We start from the raw sequence: 14602 nt of genomic DNA on the forward strand, positions 1-14602 counted from the left end.
ACCGAGGACCCGGCACAGTCGCGGTTGGCCGCGGTCCGGGCACAGTCGCAGATGGCCGCGGTCCGGGCACAGTCGCAGATGGCCGCCGGACCGGGCACAGTCGCAGATGGCCGCGGACCCGGCACAGTCGCAGATGGCCGCCGGCCCGCGGCCGAACACGCCGCGGTGGGCGCCGTGTTCGGGACCCCGCGTGCCGGGGCCCGCGTTCCCGGGCCGTGCGTGTCAGGAGGGGCGCCCCCAGGGCCGCGCGGCTCCGGGACGGATGCCTCCCCGGCTACGCCTCCGGCGACCTCGCGTCGTAGCGCGCGAAACGGCGCCACTTCAGGGCGAGCAGGGCCACGGCGACCACGCAGGCGACGCCGCCGCCGGTCACGGCGGTCGCCGGGGAGGTGAGGTCGGCGGCCGAGCCGGCGATGAAGTCGCCGAGCCGCGGGCCGCCCGCGACCACGACGATGAAGACGCCCTGCAGGCGCCCCCGCATCTCGTCCGGCGTGGCCGCCTGGAGCATCGTCGAGCGGAACACCATGGAGACGGTGTCGGAGGCGCCGGCGAGCGCCAGGAAGAGCACCCCCAGCCAGAGGTTCCGGGTCAGACCGAAGACGGCGACGGCGCCGCCCCAGCCGGCGACCGCGATCAGGATGGCGAGCCCGTGCCGCCGGATACGGCCCAGCCAGCCGGAGAAGACGCTGCCGAGGAGCGCCCCGACCGCGGGCGCGGCGACCAGCAGGCCGGTGGTCCGGGCGTCGCCGCCGTACCAGAGGACGGCGATCGCGGGGAACAGCGCCCGCGGCTGCGCCAGCACCATGGCGCACATGTCGGAGAAGAACGTCATCCGGATGTTCGGCCGGGTCGCGAGGAAGCGCAGGCCGTCGACGACCGACGCGCGCTTCGAACGGTCCGACGCGCCGTCCGGCCGCATCGAGGGCAGCCGCCACATCGCGTACAGGGCGGTGCTGAAGGCGATCGCGTCGATGGTGTACGCGGCCTGGTAGCCCCACAGGCCGACGACGACGCCGCCCAGCATGGGGCCGAACATCGTGCCGGACGTCGTCGTCATGGACTGCAGCGCATTGGCGGCGGGCAGCTGTTCGGGCGGCAGCAGCCGGGGCACCATCGAGGTCCGGGCCGGCGAGTTCAGGGCCCCGCAGACCGCTTGCAGCGCGACGATCCCGTACAGGTACCAGACATGGTGGAAGCCGGCGAAGGCGGCCACGGCAAGGGCGACGGAGAGGACGCAGGAGCCGACGGCCGAGTACAGGCCGAGCTTGCGCCGGTCGACGGTGTCGGCGATCGCACCGCCGTACAGACCGAACACGACCAGCGGGACGAGCGAGAACAGCCCGACGAGCCCGACCGAGAACGAGGAGCGGGTGATGTCGTACACCTGGAGGGAGACCGCGAGCGCGGTCATCGCCTGGCCGATCCAGGAGATGGTGTTGCCGGTCCACAGCCGGCGGTAGTCGGCCGAGGTGCGCAGCGGGGTCAGATCGGCGAGGATACGCCGCCGGTCCGCGGCGGCGGGCCCGCCGGGTATCCGGGGCTCGTCCCCGTCGCCGTCCGTCCGCTCCGTGGTCCCGGCGGCCCGTCCGGCCGCCGTCCTGTCTTCTTCGTCCGAGGTCATGCTGGTCACACGGGATGCTAACAACGGCCCCGGAACCCGCCGACCGGATTTTCGCCAGTGTCAAGATCATCGGCGAGTGGCACGGCGGACTCATCACAGTGGACCTCACCGGAACCACCCGTGCGGCGCTGCCCCACGCGGCTCATTCCGCCGTGCGGGTCGCCGTGGGGCGGCGGACGATGCAGAACAGGACCGTCATCCGGCGGTCCGTCGGTCCGCGCTCTGGAGGAACTGCCATGACCGCGAGTCTGGAGCAGCTGCGCCGCTGCCACATCGCCGTGGACATGGGGGCCGCGCGCACCCGTGTCTTCGTGCGCGGCTCCGGACTCGTCGTGGACGAACCGAGCGCCGCGGCGGTGAACACGCGGACCGGTTCGCTGATCGCGGTCGGCGAGTTCGCGGAGCGCATGACGGGGCGCACGCCCGCGTACATCCGTGTGATGCGCCCGGTGTCCGGCGGGACGGTCGTCGACATCGAGATGGCGCAGCGGATGCTGCGGCACCTGCTCGGTGAGAAGCTGCGCAGGTCCCTGCGCCGCAAGCCCTGGCTGCGTGCCGCCGCAGCGACCCCGCACGACGCGGATCCGCTGGCGCAGCGCGCCGCGGTCGAGACGATGGTGGGGCTCGGCGCACGGCGCGTGGAGCTGGTGGACACGCTGATCGCCGCCGGTGTCGGCTGCGGGCTGCCCGTGGAGCAGCCCGAGGCGACGATGATCCTGGTGTGCGGGGCGGCCACCACGCAGGTCGCGGTGCTGTCGCTGGGCTCGATCGTGACCGCGCAGCGGATCCCGGTCGGCGGCGAGGCCATCGACAGCGCGATCGTGCAGCATCTGCGCACCCAGCACGAGCTGATACTGCCGTCCCAGTCGGTGCGGCCGTTGCAGATCGCGCTGCACGGCAACGGGCTCACCCTGAACGGCCCCTCGTCCACCGAGATCCACGGCCGGGACGTCGCCACGGGGCTGGCCCGGTCGGTGCGCGTGGACACGGCCACGGTGCGCGACGCGGTCAGCCGGCCGCTGACCGCGGTGCTCGACGGCATCGGGAAGGTGCTGCGGAACTGCCCGCCCGACCTGGTGGCCGACCTCGCCGACCGCGGCATCATGATGGTCGGCGGCAGCGCGCTGCTGCCCGGCCTCGACGAGATGCTGCGCGAGGCCACGGGCATGCCGGTGTCCATCGCCGACCGGCCCGACGTCTGCGTGATCCTGGGGCTCGGCGCCATGCTGGAGGGCACCATCCAGCCCATGGTCCTGGACCCGCTGTCGCTGTGACCCCGGCAGGCGGGGACGGGAGGGAGCAGCCGCTCCCGTCCGGTCTCCTCCCCCGCCTCCTGGAGGCCGTGCTCCGTGTCGGCGCCGATCCCACCGTGGGCGCCACGCTCCAGCACCTCGTGGAGAGCGCGGCCGAGCTGACCGGTGCCCACTACGCCGCGCTCGGCGTGGTCGGTCCTGACGGCCGCCATGTCACCGACCTGTACACGACGGGTCTGTCCGAGTCCGAGCGGGACCGCATCGGCCCGCTGCCCGAGGGGCACGGGCTGCTCGGCGTGCTGATCCGCGAGGCACGGCCCCTGCGGGTGGCCGACCTCGCCCAGGACCCGCGCTCGTCCGGCGTACCGCCCGGCCATCCGGAGACGGGCAGTTTCCTCGGCGTCCCGATCCATGTGCAGGAGGAGGTCTTCGGGAGCCTGTACCTCGCGGGGCGGAGCGGCGGGCCGTTCACCGAGGAGCACGAGCAGCTGCTGCGCGTGCTGGCCGCGCAGGCGGGCATCGCCATCGGCAACGCGCGGCTGTACGAGACGGCCAGGCAGCGCGAACGCTGGATCGAGGGAGCCGCCGCCGTCACCACCGCGCTGCTCTCCGGCGACGCGGCGGAGGACGCGCTGATGACGGTCGCCGAGCGGGCCCGGCTGCTCGCGGACGCCGCCGCGGGAGTGATCCTCCAGCCCACCGACGAGGGCGGCATGCAGATCGTCACGGCGTCCACCTCTCCGCTCGACGACCCGGGCGACCTGGTGGGGACCACGATCCGGCCGGGCAGCCCGGTCCTGGAGCAACTGCTCGGCGGAGAGCCGGTGTTCGTGGACGACTCGGCGACCGACCCGCGGATGACGACGCACGTACGGACCCGCTTCGGACCGAGCATGATGCTGCCTCTCCAGGCGGCGGGCCGTCTCATCGGTACGCTCGCGCTGCCGCGAGGCCGCGGGGGCCGCCCGTACACGCCGGTGGAGCGGCTGCTCGCCACACAGTTCGCGTCCCAGGCGGCACTCGCGCTCGTCCTGGCCGACGCCCAGCAGAGCCGGGAGCGGCTGGCCGTCCTGGAGGACCGCGACCGGATCGCCCGCGACCTGCACGACCTGGTCGTCCAACGCCTGTTCGCGACGGGCATGATGCTGGAGTCCACCCGCCGTCGGGCGGACGACGGGGACGACAGGCATGCCGGGGGCGCGGGAGACACGGGAGACACGGGGGACGCCGGGGACGCGGTCGGCGGGATGCTCGAACAGGCCGTCGAGGAACTCGAGGCCACCATCCAGGAGGTGCGGACGGCGATCTTCGCACTCCAGCAGCCCCCGGCGGATGCGCCGACGACCGTACGCGGCAAGGTGCTGCGCGAGACGGCGGGCGCCGCGGCGGTGCTGGGGTTCCGGCCCTCGGTACGGTTCACGGGGGCCGTCGACGCCCGGATCGGCGACCCCACGGCCGGGCACCTCCTGGCCACCCTGCGGCGCGCCCTCGCCGCCGCGTCCCGGCGTACCGGCACGACGCGGATCGACGTCACCGTCGACGCCGAGGCCGCTCTCGCGGACGGCCGCCCCGCCGTCCGGCTGACGGTCCGGGACGACGGTACGACCCGGACGGGCGGCACGGGCACGACGATGACCTGGCAGTCGCCCCTGTGACACCGCCGGTCCGTCAGCCGTTCGCCTCCTCGCCGGGGCGGAACGCTCCGGCGCGTGCCGCCTCGTACGCCGCCTCGGCGCTCATGTGGACCAGGCGACCGTCGATGGGCCGGCGCAGGATGAGCAGCCGGTAGTAGAAGGGGGCGCCGAGGGCCGCGATGACCTCCATGGCGTCGGTGTCCGGCGCCAGTTCGCCCCGGGCGACGGCGCGGCTCACGAGCAGTGTCACGTGCTCGACGCGCGCGAGGAACGCACCCCGCACGATCTCCGACACGAGTGGGTCGTGCGCGGCCGACGCCACCAGGGACTCGACGAGGTTCCGGTTGCGCGGCATGGCGTGGAAGTCGGCGATGGCCTGGGCCAGTTGGTGCAGGTCCCGCCGGAAGTCGCCGGAGTCCGGCGTGGGGAGCGTCTTGCTGTGCTGCGCCAGCAGGTCGGCGACGACGCCCTCGACGGTGCGCCAGCGGCGCCGGATGGTCGATATGTGGACGCCGGAGCGCACGGCGAGCCTGTCCAGGGTCAGCGCGCCGAACCCCACCTCCTCGAGCTCCTCCATGGTCGCCGCGAGGACGGCCGCGCGGGTACGGGCCGTGCGCCCGCCGGGGCGGGTGGAGCCGGGTGGGGGTCGCTCAGTCATCGGCGCCCAATGTAATGCGCTTGTATGGGGCAACAGTCACCGGATCCACGGTTTCGCCGCATCTCGGTGCCCGACGACGCCTCCCGGCGCATCACATCCAGTCGTCGGGTCCCGGATCGCCGCCCGCCGCCGCCGTGGCGAGCCGGTCCGTGTGGTGCACCCAGCCCTCCTCGTGCGCGGCGCAGGCCTCCGGGGACGGCAGGTCGCGGTGGACCAGGCGCAACAGGGCGCCGTCCGCGACCGGTTCGACGGTGCTCGAACCGGACGGCACGGGCATCGAGCCCTCCGCCCAGCCCCAGGTGAAGACGAGCCGTGTGGGCGGGTCGACCTCGACGAAGCGGCCCTCGGCGACGTTCCCGCCGGTGACGGTCGTCCGGTAGGCGCCCCCGGGCCGGAAGTCGAACTCGCCGTCCTCGCCCATCCAGGACAGCCACTTGTCCCGGTCGGTGAAGAAGGAGAACACCGTCTCGGGCCGGGCGGCGATGTGCCGTTCCACGGTGACCACGTTCGTGTTCAAGGGCGCGCCCCCTCGGAGTCCTCGGGCTCGTCCCGCCCGGCCGCTTCCGCCAGCTCGGCGAGCGTGTCCAGCCTGGCCGCCCACATGGACTGGAGATAGTCGGCCAGCGGCCCCAGGGCTTCGCGGTCGGCGCGGTAGAAGCGTTTCCTGCCTTCCTGGCGCAGCGTAACCAGACCCGAGTCCCGGAGCACCTTGAGGTGCTGGGAGACCGCGCCGAAGGTGATGTCGAACCGGTCGGCGATCTCGCCCGCGGACAGCTCCGCGTCCCAGACCAGGCGGAGGATCTCGCGCCGTCTGGGTTCGGCGACCGCTCGTACCGCATCCATGGAGCTCATTTTAGTCGCCGCTACAGCTTGCGATCCAGCGCCGTCATTTTAGTCTCGGCCAAAACGAACGCCGCCCGGACGGGTACCGGGTACGCCATGGAGTGACGGAACGATCCCGAGTGGACCCAGGGCATCCGCACGGCCGAACTCACCCGGGAGGCGGACACCGGCGGATTCGGCGTCGGCGCCGAAGTCACCCGCACCGCGCACTTCCTCGGCAGGCGCATCGACTACGTCCTGCGCGTCGCGGCGTACGACCCTCCGGAGCTGCTGGACATGGTGTCCGTGGCGGGCCCGATGCCCATGCACGTCACGTACGGCTTCACCGCGCACCCCCGGGGCACCGTCGCCCGTATCCGGGTGCGGGGCGACGCCGGCCGCCTCTACCGCCTGGCCGCGCCCGTGATGGCGAGACAGGTCCGTTCGTCCATCGGCAAGGACCTGCGCGATCTGGAGCGCAACCTGCTGGGGCCGTCGGCGGCGCGGGCCTGACCGTCGCGCGGCGGCCGGGGCCAACCGGACGCCGCCCCGGCCCCGTTCACGTCCGGACGGCACAGCCCCCTGCGGTCCTCATGGGCCGTTCAGGGGGCTCGTCGGCGTGACCGGGGATCGGTCCGCGTCGATGCGGGGCGGCGCGATTCCGCCCGCGGGGCGGTGGCATCACGGGTCGGGCAGACGGACCGGACCGTTCCGGGCAAGCGGGCGACGGCGACGGGCGACGCTGCAGGGATGCCCGGCTGCACGGCCGCTCGTCGGCGCGGCTGCTCCGGTGCGGCCGGGGCCGGCGGAGGGCGGCGGTGCGCCCGGCGGTGACCGGCGCGGGTGAGCACGGAGCGCGGGCCGCGGCGGACGACCGGCCGAGGGGTCATTGCGCGTTGCGGTCGTGGGAATCCCGGGCGGGTCGCGGGGCCGGACAACGATCCCTGGCGTGTCGCTCCCCGCACCCTCAGTGGGCGGGGACACACTGTTCGTGCAGCTGGAAACGTTCCTGCACCGAGGGTGTCATGGTGGGGCGGGTGGGACTCGAACCCACGGCCGACGGATTATGAGTCCGCTGCTCTAACCGGCTGAGCTACCGCCCCATAGCGGCGTGTCGCGTACAAGTGTGCGCGCCGTGTGCCGCAGCATAGCCGCTCATACGATCTCCTGCTTCACGTGGCCGGCTTCGCCGACCATGAGGACTTCAGGCGTGCCCGCACGGTTCCCGGGAACGCGAATGAACAGGGACCGGGACATGAAAAAGGACCCCGGAGGGGCCCTTCATCGTCCTTCTCGGCTGCTCCCCCGACTGGACTCGAACCAGTAACCTGCCGGTTAACAGCCGGCTGCTCTGCCAATTGAGCTACGGAGGATCGAGCTCCCCCGACTGGACTCGAACCAGTAACCTGCCGGTTAACAGCCGGCTGCTCTGCCAATTGAGCTACGGAGGATTGCCTCGATTGCACCGAACGTACCTACCTGGAACTTCGCCGGGCGGCGGACGTTCGCTGCGACACATACATTAGCGCAAGCAGGGGGGTGCTCCGCCAATCGGTATCCCCCGCGACCGTCGTCGACGCAAGCGAACCCAAGGGAAAGGGTGGCAGCCATGCGCTACCGGCTCACATTCGTCGCCGGACTGGGCCTCGGCTATGTGCTCGGGGCACGGGCCGGGCGGGAGCGCTACGAGCAGCTGAAGAAGTCGTTCCGCGACTTCGCCCAGAACCCGGCCGTGCGCAACGCCGCCGAGACCGCCGCCCAGCAGGGGCGCCGGATCGCCGGCGAGGCGTACCACTCGGTGAGCGACAAGGTGGGTGACCGTATGCCCGACTCGGTGGCCGACCGCGTCCGCTCCCTGCGTGAGCGAAGCCGGAACGGCGGCGAGGACGACTGGGGCACGAGCAACACCTGACCCCGCGCCGCGGGGCTGCGGAGAACAGCACCCGACGTACGTCACACCGACACCATCCCGCCTCACCCATACGGCAGAATGCCCGGCATGGGGATAGTCGCCGGGTTGGACAGTTCGCCCGATTTCACGCGCATTGTGGTCTGTGACACGGAGACGGGGGCCGTGCTCAGGCAGGGCTATGCCCCGCATCCCCTCGAGGCCGGCCCCGACGGAGGCCGCCCCTCCGACGTCGATCCGCAGGCGTGGCTGCTGTCCCTGGGCGAGGCAGCCACGGGCGGGCTGCTCGAAGGCGTGCAGGCGATCGGCGTGTCCGCACAGCAGAACGCGGTCGTGCCGCTCGACACGCAGGGCGCCACCGTGCGGCCCGCCCTCGTCGGCAACGACCGGCGTGCCCAGGTCGCCGCCGCCGATCTGATCGACGGACTCGGCAGCCGCGAGGCCTGGGCCTCCGCGGTCGGCAGCGTCCCGGGGGCCGCGCAGCCCGTGACCAAGCTGCGCTGGCTGGCGAAGTGCGAACCGGAGTCCGCCCGGCGCGTCGGGCTCGTGCTGCAGGCCCACGACTGGCTGGTGTGGCAGCTCCTGGGCCGTCCGGCGCGCCGCACGACCGACCGCGGCGGAGCCTCCGGCACCGGCTACTGGTCGGCGGCCACCGGCGCGTACCGCCCCGATCTGGTGGAGCTGGCGCTCGGCCACCAGGCGATGCTCCCCGAGGTGATCGGTCCGGCCGAGGCCGCGGGCACCACGCCGGAGGGGCTGCTGATCTCCGCGGGCACCGGCGAGACGATGGCCGCCGCCTTCGGGCTCGGCATCGGGCTCGGCGACGCGGTGGTCTCGCTCGGCGCCTCCGGCTCGGTGATGGCCGTGCACCGCGAGGCACTCGTCGACTCCAGCGGGATGATCACCTCGCTGGCCGATGCCACCGGTATGCACCTGCCCGTCGTGCACACCCTCAACGCGACCCGCGTGCTGCGCGGCACGGCCGAACTGCTCGGGGTGCCGGACCTGGAGACGCTGTCGGACCTCGCGATGAAGTCCACGCCCGGCTCGCACGGGCTCGTCCTGCTGCCGTACCTGGAGGGCGAGCGGACACCGAACCTGCCGCACACCGCCGGTACGTTGGCGGGGCTGCGGCGCGAGTCGATGAAGCCGGAGCATCTGGCACGGGCCGCGTTCGAGGGCATGCTGTGCGGGCTCGGGGACGCGCTCGACGTGCTGCGCGGCCGCGGGGTCGAGGTGCGCCGGGTGTTCCTGCTCGGGGCCGCGGCGGGGCTGTCCGCCGTCCAGGCAGCGGCGCCCGCACTGTTCGGGGCGCAGGTCGTCGTGCCGCAGCCCGCGGACTACGCGGCGCTCGGCGCGGCCCGGCAGGCGGCCTGGGCGCTAGGCGCCGCGCAGAACACCGTCGACCCGCGGACACCACCCGTGTGGCACAGCGCCGCCGTCCAGGTGTTCGAAGCCGGCGACGATCTGCCCGTCGGACAGGCGGTGCGCCAGCAGTTCACGGCGGTGCGGGAGCAGACGCACCCGGGCGCGTTCGGGGCCTGACCCGGGGCGGACCCGGAATCCCGGCGCACGCCCCCTCGAGCACCCGGCGCACGGGGCGCCCGGCACACGGACCCGCGGGGAACCCGTGACCCGCTCCTGCGGGACATACAAGGACAACAGCGCCCATACACGTACACATCGAACCTGATGGATGCACAGATCCGGGACCGGAGCTTCCGGTCCCGCGTCCGGGGTCTCCACCGGGGTCCATCCGGTTCCCTCTTGGCTTATTCGCTTGAGGTAACACGGGTGGAGTGTCGGACGATAGGGGGTGGTGCACAGATCTGCCGACCGCCTCACGATCCCGAAAGTTCGAGTGTGCTCATACGACTTCTACGGACCCACCTGAGTCCGTACCGGAAACCCATAGCCCTCCTGGTGCTGCTGCAGCTCCTGCAGACGTGCGCCACCCTCTATCTGCCCACCCTCAACGCCGACATCATCGACAACGGTGTCGTGAAGGGCGACACGGGCTACATCCTCTCCTTCGGCGCACTGATGATCGGCATCACCGTCGTCCAGATGGTGTGCAACATCGGAGCCGTCTACTTCGGCGCGCGTACCGCCGCCGCGCTCGGCCGGGACCTGCGGGCCGCCGTCTTCGACCGGGTCCAGTCGTTCTCGGCGCGCGAGGTCGGGAACTTCGGCGCGCCGTCGCTCATCACGAGGACCACGAACGACGTGCAGCAGGTCCAGATGCTCGCGCTGATGACGTTCACCCTGATGGCCTCGGCGCCCATCATGTGCGTCGGCGGCATCGTGATGGCCCTCGGCCAGGACGTGCCGCTGTCCGGGGTGCTGCTCGCCGTGGTGCCGTTCCTCGGCATCTGTGTGAGCCTGATCGTGCGCCGGCTGCGGCCGCTGTTCCGCACCATGCAGGAGCGGCTCGACACGGTGAACCGCGTGCTGCGCGAGCAGATCACGGGCAACCGCGTCATCCGCGCGTTCGTCCGCGACGACTACGAGAAGGAGCGCTTCCGCGGCGCCAACGGGCAGCTGACCGAGGTGTCCCTGGGCACCGGCCGGATGCTCGCCCTGATGTTCCCGATCGTGATGACCGTCGTGAACGTGTCGTCGATCGCCGTGGTGTGGTTCGGTGCGCACCGCATCGACAGCGGCGGCATGCAGATCGGTGCGCTGACGGCGTTCCTCGCCTATCTGATGCAGATCGTGATGTCCGTGATGATGGCCACCTTCATGTTCATGATGGTGCCGCGCGCGGAGGTCTGTGCCGAGCGCATCCAGGAGGTCCTGTCCACCGAGAGCAGCGTCGTGCCGCCGGCGGAGCCGGTGCGGGAGCTGCGCGCTCACGGCCATCTGGAACTCCGTGAGGCGGGATTCCGCTATCCGGGTGCCGAGGAGCCCGTCCTGAAGGCGGTCGACCTGGTCGCGCGGCCCGGCGAGACCACCGCCGTCATCGGCTCGACGGGCAGCGGCAAGTCGACGCTGCTCGGCCTGGTGCCGCGGCTGTTCGACGCGACGGAGGGATCGGTCCGGGTCGACGGCGTGGACGTGCAGACGCTCGAACCGCAGTTGCTGGCACGCACGGTCGGGCTCGTACCGCAGAAGCCCTATCTGTTCGCCGGGACGGTGGCGACGAACCTGCGCTACGGAAACCCGGACGCGACGGACGAGGAGCTGTGGCACGCGCTGGAGGTGGCGCAGGCCAAGGACTTCGTGGAGCGGCTCGAAGGCGGCCTCGGGGCGCCCATCTCCCAGGGCGGCACGAATGTGTCGGGCGGCCAGCGGCAGCGGCTCGCGATCGCGCGGACGCTGGTGCAGCGGCCGGAGATCTACCTCTTCGACGACTCGTTCTCGGCGCTGGACTACGCGACGGACGCGGCGCTGCGTGCCGCGCTCGCCGAGGAGACCTCCCGGGCGACGGTCGTGATCGTCGCGCAGCGCGTCTCCACCATCCGTGACGCGGACCGGATCGTCGTCCTCGACGAGGGCCGGGTCGTCGGCACCGGTCGCCATCACGAGCTGATGGCGGGCAACGAGACCTACCGGGAGATCGTGCTCTCCCAGCTGACGGAAGCGGAGGCTGCCTGATGGCGGGGCCGGCGAGGTGGATGGCCGGGGGCGGCCCGGACCAGCGCTCGATGGATTTCAAGGGCTCGGGCAAACGGCTGCTCGGACAGTTCCGGCCCGAGCGGCTGACGATGTACGGAATGCTGGTCTGCGGTGTGCTGAGCGTCGCGCTGTCCGTGGTGGGCCCGAAGATCCTGGGCCGGGCGACCGACCTGGTCTTCGCGGGCATCGTCGGACGGCAGATGCCCGGCGGTATCACCAGGGACCAGGCGATCGAGGGGCTGCGCAGGCGGGGTCAGGGCGGCATGGCGGACATGCTGTCGGGGCTCGACTTCACGCCCGGCAAGGGCATCGACTTCGGTTCCGTCGGTTCGGTGCTGGGCCTCGCACTGGTCACGTTCCTGGTGGCGGGCCTGCTGATGGCGGTGGCGACCCGGCTGTCGAACCGCGCCATCAACAAGACGGTGTTCCGGATGCGCGGCGAGGTGCAGGCGAAGCTGTCGCGGCTGCCGCTGTCGTACTTCGACAAGCGCCAGCGCGGCGAGGTGCTGAGCCGCGCCACGAACGACCTCGACAACATCGGCCAGACCCTTCAGCAGACGATGGGTCAGCTCATCAACTCGCTGCTGACGATCATCGGCGTGCTGGTGATGATGTTCTGGATCTCGCCGCTGCTCGCACTGGTGGCACTCGTCACCGTCCCGATGTCGTTCCTCATCGCGACGAAGGTCGGCAAGAGGTCGCAGCCGCAGTTCGTGCAGCAGTGGCGCACCACCGGCAAGCTGAACGCGCACATCGAGGAGATGTACACCGGCCACACGCTGGTGAAGGTCTTCGGCCGCCAGCAGGAGTCGGCGAAGCTGTTCGCCGAGCAGAACGAGGCGCTCTACGACGCCGCGTTCAAGGCGCAGTTCAACAGCGGCATCATGCAGCCGCTGATGTTCTTCGTGTCGAACCTGAACTACGTACTGGTCGCCGTGGTCGGCGGTCTGCGCGTGGCGTCCGGCGCCCTGTCCATCGGTGACGTGCAGGCGTTCATACAGTACTCGCGCCAGTTCTCGATGCCGCTCACCCAGGTCGCCTCGATGGCGAACCTCGTGCAGTCCGGTGTCGCGTCGGCGGAGCGCGTGTTCGAACTCCTCGACGCTCCCGAGCAGGGGGCGGACCCGGTGCAGGGCGAGCGCCCGGACGAACTGCGCGGCCGGGTCGAGCTGGAGAACGTGTCCTTCCGCTACGAGGAGGACATGCCACTCATCGAGAACCTGTCGCTGAAGGTCGAACCGGGCCACACGGTCGCCATCGTCGGCCCGACGGGCGCCGGAAAGACCACGCTGGTGAATCTGCTGATGCGGTTCTACGAGGTCACCGGCGGCACGATCGCCCTGGACGGCGTCGACATCGCCAGGATGTCCCGGGACGAACTGCGCTCCGGGATCGGCATGGTGCTCCAGGACACCTGGCTGTTCGGCGGCACCATCGCGGAGAACATCGCCTACGGCGCCTCGCGCGACATCACCCGCGAGGAGATCGAGGCGGCCGCGCGCGCCGCGCACGCGGACCGGTTCATCCGTACGCTGCCGGATGGCTACGACACCGTCATCGACGACGAGGGCACGGGCGTCAGCGCGGGCGAGAAGCAGCTCATCACCATCGCGCGGGCGTTCCTGTCCGATCCGGTCATCCTCGTCCTGGACGAGGCGACCAGCTCGGTCGACACCCGGACCGAGGTCCTCATCCAGAAGGCCATGGCCCAGCTCGCGCACGGGCGCACCAGCTTCGTCATCGCGCACCGGCTCTCCACCATCCGGGACGCGGACACGATCCTGGTGATGGAGAACGGCTCGATCGTTGAGCAGGGCACGCATACGGAGCTGCTGGCGGCGCAGGGCGCGTACGCGCGGCTCTACAAGGCCCAGTTCGCGCAGGCGGTGGCCGAGGTCGACTGAGCCTCAGTCGAGATAACCGCGGAGCTGGTCGGCGAAGGCATGGTCCCGCAGCTTGTTGAGGGTCTTGGACTCGATCTGGCGGATGCGTTCACGCGTCACGCCGAAGATCCGTCCTATCTCCTCCAGGGTGCGGGGCCTGCCGTCGGCCAGTCCGTAGCGCAGCTGCACCACCTTGCGCTCGCGCTCGCCCAGCGTGGACAGCACGGCCTCCAGATGCTGGCGCAGCAGCAGGAAGGCCGCGGACTCCACGGGGCTGGCCGCGTCCCCGTCCTCGATGAGGTCGCCGAGCGCGACGTCGTCCTCCTCGCCGACGGGCGCGTGCAGCGACACGGGTTCCTGGGCGAGCCGCAGGACTTCGCTGACCCGCTCGTGCGGCAGGTCGAGCTGGGCACCGACCTCCTCGGGGGTCGGCTCGTACCCCCGTTCCTGGAGCATCCGCCGCTGCACTCTGATGACCCGGTTGATGAGCTCGACGACATGGACCGGGACGCGGATCGTGCGGGCCTGGTCCGCGAGGGCGCGGGACATGGCCTGGCGGATCCACCAGGTCGCGTACGTGGAGAACTTGTAGCCGCGCGCGTAGTCGAACTTCTCGACGGCCCGGATGAGCCCGAGGTTGCCCTCCTGGACCAGGTCGAGCATGGTCAGCCCGCGTCCCACGTACCGCTTGGCCACCGACACCACGAGCCGCAGGTTCGCCTCGATCAGGCGCCGCTTGGCCATCCGCCCCATGACGACGAGCCGGTCGAGGTCGAGGGCGAGCTGGGAGTCCAGGTCGGGGGTGCTGCCCAGTTTCTCCTCGGCGAAGAGACCGGCCTCGACCCGGCGGGCCAGCTCCACCTCCTCCTCCGCGGAGAGCAGCGGGATCCGGCCGATCTCGCGCAGGTACTGACGGAACAGATCGGAGGACGGCCCGCTGGTGTCGGCGCGGGCGCGCGGGACGGGCAGCTCGACGGACCCGCCCGCGTCGGACTCGGGCCCGTCGGGGCCGGCTTCGTCGGAATCCGGGGCCGCGTCCTCGTCGATGGCCTCGGCCCGGGGTTCCGCTTCCGCCTCGGGATGGTGTGCGGCCCGGCTCTGCGCGGGCACCGCGGAAAGGATCTCGGACTCCGCATCGGCGTCCGGACCGGTGCGGTCCCGGGCGGGGGCGGGCGTCGTCTGGCTCAGGGTCTGGGTCTGCACG

11 protein-coding genes, 3 tRNA genes and 1 pseudogene are annotated in these 14602 nt (G+C 71.7%); 7 read left to right on the forward strand and 8 right to left on the reverse strand.

The features are described from left to right. Positions 1–274 precede the first annotated feature (274 nt). Positions 275–1621, reverse strand: coding sequence for an MFS transporter (locus ACWCP6_RS01710; protein ID WP_450930546.1), 1347 nt, complete (start codon positions 1619–1621; stop codon positions 275–277). A 236-nt stretch (positions 1622–1857) separates the two neighbouring features. Between ACWCP6_RS01710 and ACWCP6_RS01715 the strand changes: the two genes are divergently transcribed. Next, positions 1858–2895 (forward strand): rod shape-determining protein, encoded by a 1038-nt coding sequence (locus ACWCP6_RS01715; RefSeq protein ID WP_450930307.1) that lies wholly within the window; start codon positions 1858–1860, stop codon positions 2893–2895. Next, the gene (locus ACWCP6_RS01720) at positions 2892–4529 is read left to right on the forward strand and encodes a GAF domain-containing protein (protein ID WP_450930308.1); all 1638 of its coding nucleotides are present in this window, start codon (positions 2892–2894) and stop codon (positions 4527–4529) included. The genes ACWCP6_RS01715 and ACWCP6_RS01720 overlap by 4 nt, the downstream gene beginning before the upstream one ends. Positions 4530–4542: 13 nt before the next feature. On the opposite strand, the gene ACWCP6_RS01725 is transcribed toward ACWCP6_RS01720, so the two are convergent. The 3 genes from ACWCP6_RS01725 to ACWCP6_RS01735 all read right to left on the reverse strand — a co-directional run bounded on the left by ACWCP6_RS01725 (position 4543) and on the right by ACWCP6_RS01735 (position 6009). After that, positions 4543–5166 (reverse strand): TetR-like C-terminal domain-containing protein, encoded by a 624-nt coding sequence (locus ACWCP6_RS01725; protein WP_450930309.1) that lies wholly within the window; start codon positions 5164–5166, stop codon positions 4543–4545. 91 nt (positions 5167–5257) lie between these two features. Then, positions 5258–5683 carry an SRPBCC family protein gene (locus tag ACWCP6_RS01730; RefSeq protein ID WP_450930310.1) on the reverse strand — a complete coding sequence of 142 codons (426 nt, stop codon included), beginning with the start codon at positions 5681–5683 and terminating at the stop codon, positions 5258–5260. Continuing rightward, complete coding sequence (locus tag ACWCP6_RS01735; protein ID WP_450930311.1) at positions 5680–6009, reverse strand: ArsR/SmtB family transcription factor; 330 nt, start codon at positions 6007–6009, stop codon at positions 5680–5682. The genes ACWCP6_RS01730 and ACWCP6_RS01735 overlap by 4 nt, the downstream gene beginning before the upstream one ends. Before the next feature lie 105 nt (positions 6010–6114). Between ACWCP6_RS01735 and ACWCP6_RS01740 the strand changes: the two are divergent. Then, positions 6115–6501, forward strand: a pseudogene (locus ACWCP6_RS01740) (SRPBCC family protein); the annotation flags it as partial. Between the two features lie 513 nt (positions 6502–7014). Here ACWCP6_RS01740 and ACWCP6_RS01745 read toward each other — a convergent pair. From ACWCP6_RS01745 to ACWCP6_RS01755, 3 genes are all read right to left on the reverse strand, one after another. Next, positions 7015–7091 (reverse strand) — tRNA-Ile (locus ACWCP6_RS01745). 197 nt (positions 7092–7288) lie between these two features. Continuing rightward, positions 7289–7361 (reverse strand) — tRNA-Asn (locus ACWCP6_RS01750). Positions 7362–7366: 5 nt separating this feature from the next. Next, positions 7367–7439, reverse strand: a tRNA-Asn gene (locus tag ACWCP6_RS01755). A gap of 158 nt (positions 7440–7597) precedes the next feature. Between ACWCP6_RS01755 and ACWCP6_RS01760 the strand changes: the two genes are divergently transcribed. The 4 genes from ACWCP6_RS01760 (at position 7598) to ACWCP6_RS01775 (ending at position 13419) form a co-directional block, all read left to right on the forward strand. Continuing rightward, complete coding sequence (locus tag ACWCP6_RS01760) at positions 7598–7900, forward strand: YtxH domain-containing protein (RefSeq protein WP_450930312.1); 303 nt, start codon at positions 7598–7600, stop codon at positions 7898–7900. An 87-nt stretch (positions 7901–7987) separates the two neighbouring features. After that, entirely contained in the window at positions 7988–9442 is a 1455-nt protein-coding gene (locus tag ACWCP6_RS01765) for a xylulokinase (RefSeq protein WP_450930313.1), read from the forward strand. Positions 9443–9760: 318 nt separating this feature from the next. Then, positions 9761–11494 carry an ABC transporter ATP-binding protein gene (locus ACWCP6_RS01770; protein ID WP_450930314.1) on the forward strand — a complete coding sequence of 578 codons (1734 nt, stop codon included), beginning with the start codon at positions 9761–9763 and terminating at the stop codon, positions 11492–11494. Then, entirely contained in the window at positions 11494–13419 is a 1926-nt protein-coding gene (locus ACWCP6_RS01775; RefSeq protein WP_450930315.1) for an ABC transporter ATP-binding protein, read from the forward strand. The genes ACWCP6_RS01770 and ACWCP6_RS01775 overlap by 1 nt, the downstream gene beginning before the upstream one ends. 3 nt (positions 13420–13422) lie before the next feature. Here ACWCP6_RS01775 and ACWCP6_RS01780 read toward each other — a convergent pair whose 3' ends face one another. Then, positions 13423–14601 carry an RNA polymerase sigma factor gene (locus tag ACWCP6_RS01780; RefSeq protein ID WP_450930316.1) on the reverse strand — a complete coding sequence of 393 codons (1179 nt, stop codon included), beginning with the start codon at positions 14599–14601 and terminating at the stop codon, positions 13423–13425. Between the last annotated feature and the right edge of the window lies 1 nt (position 14602).

The organism is Streptomyces sp. NPDC002004, assembly GCF_053593975.1.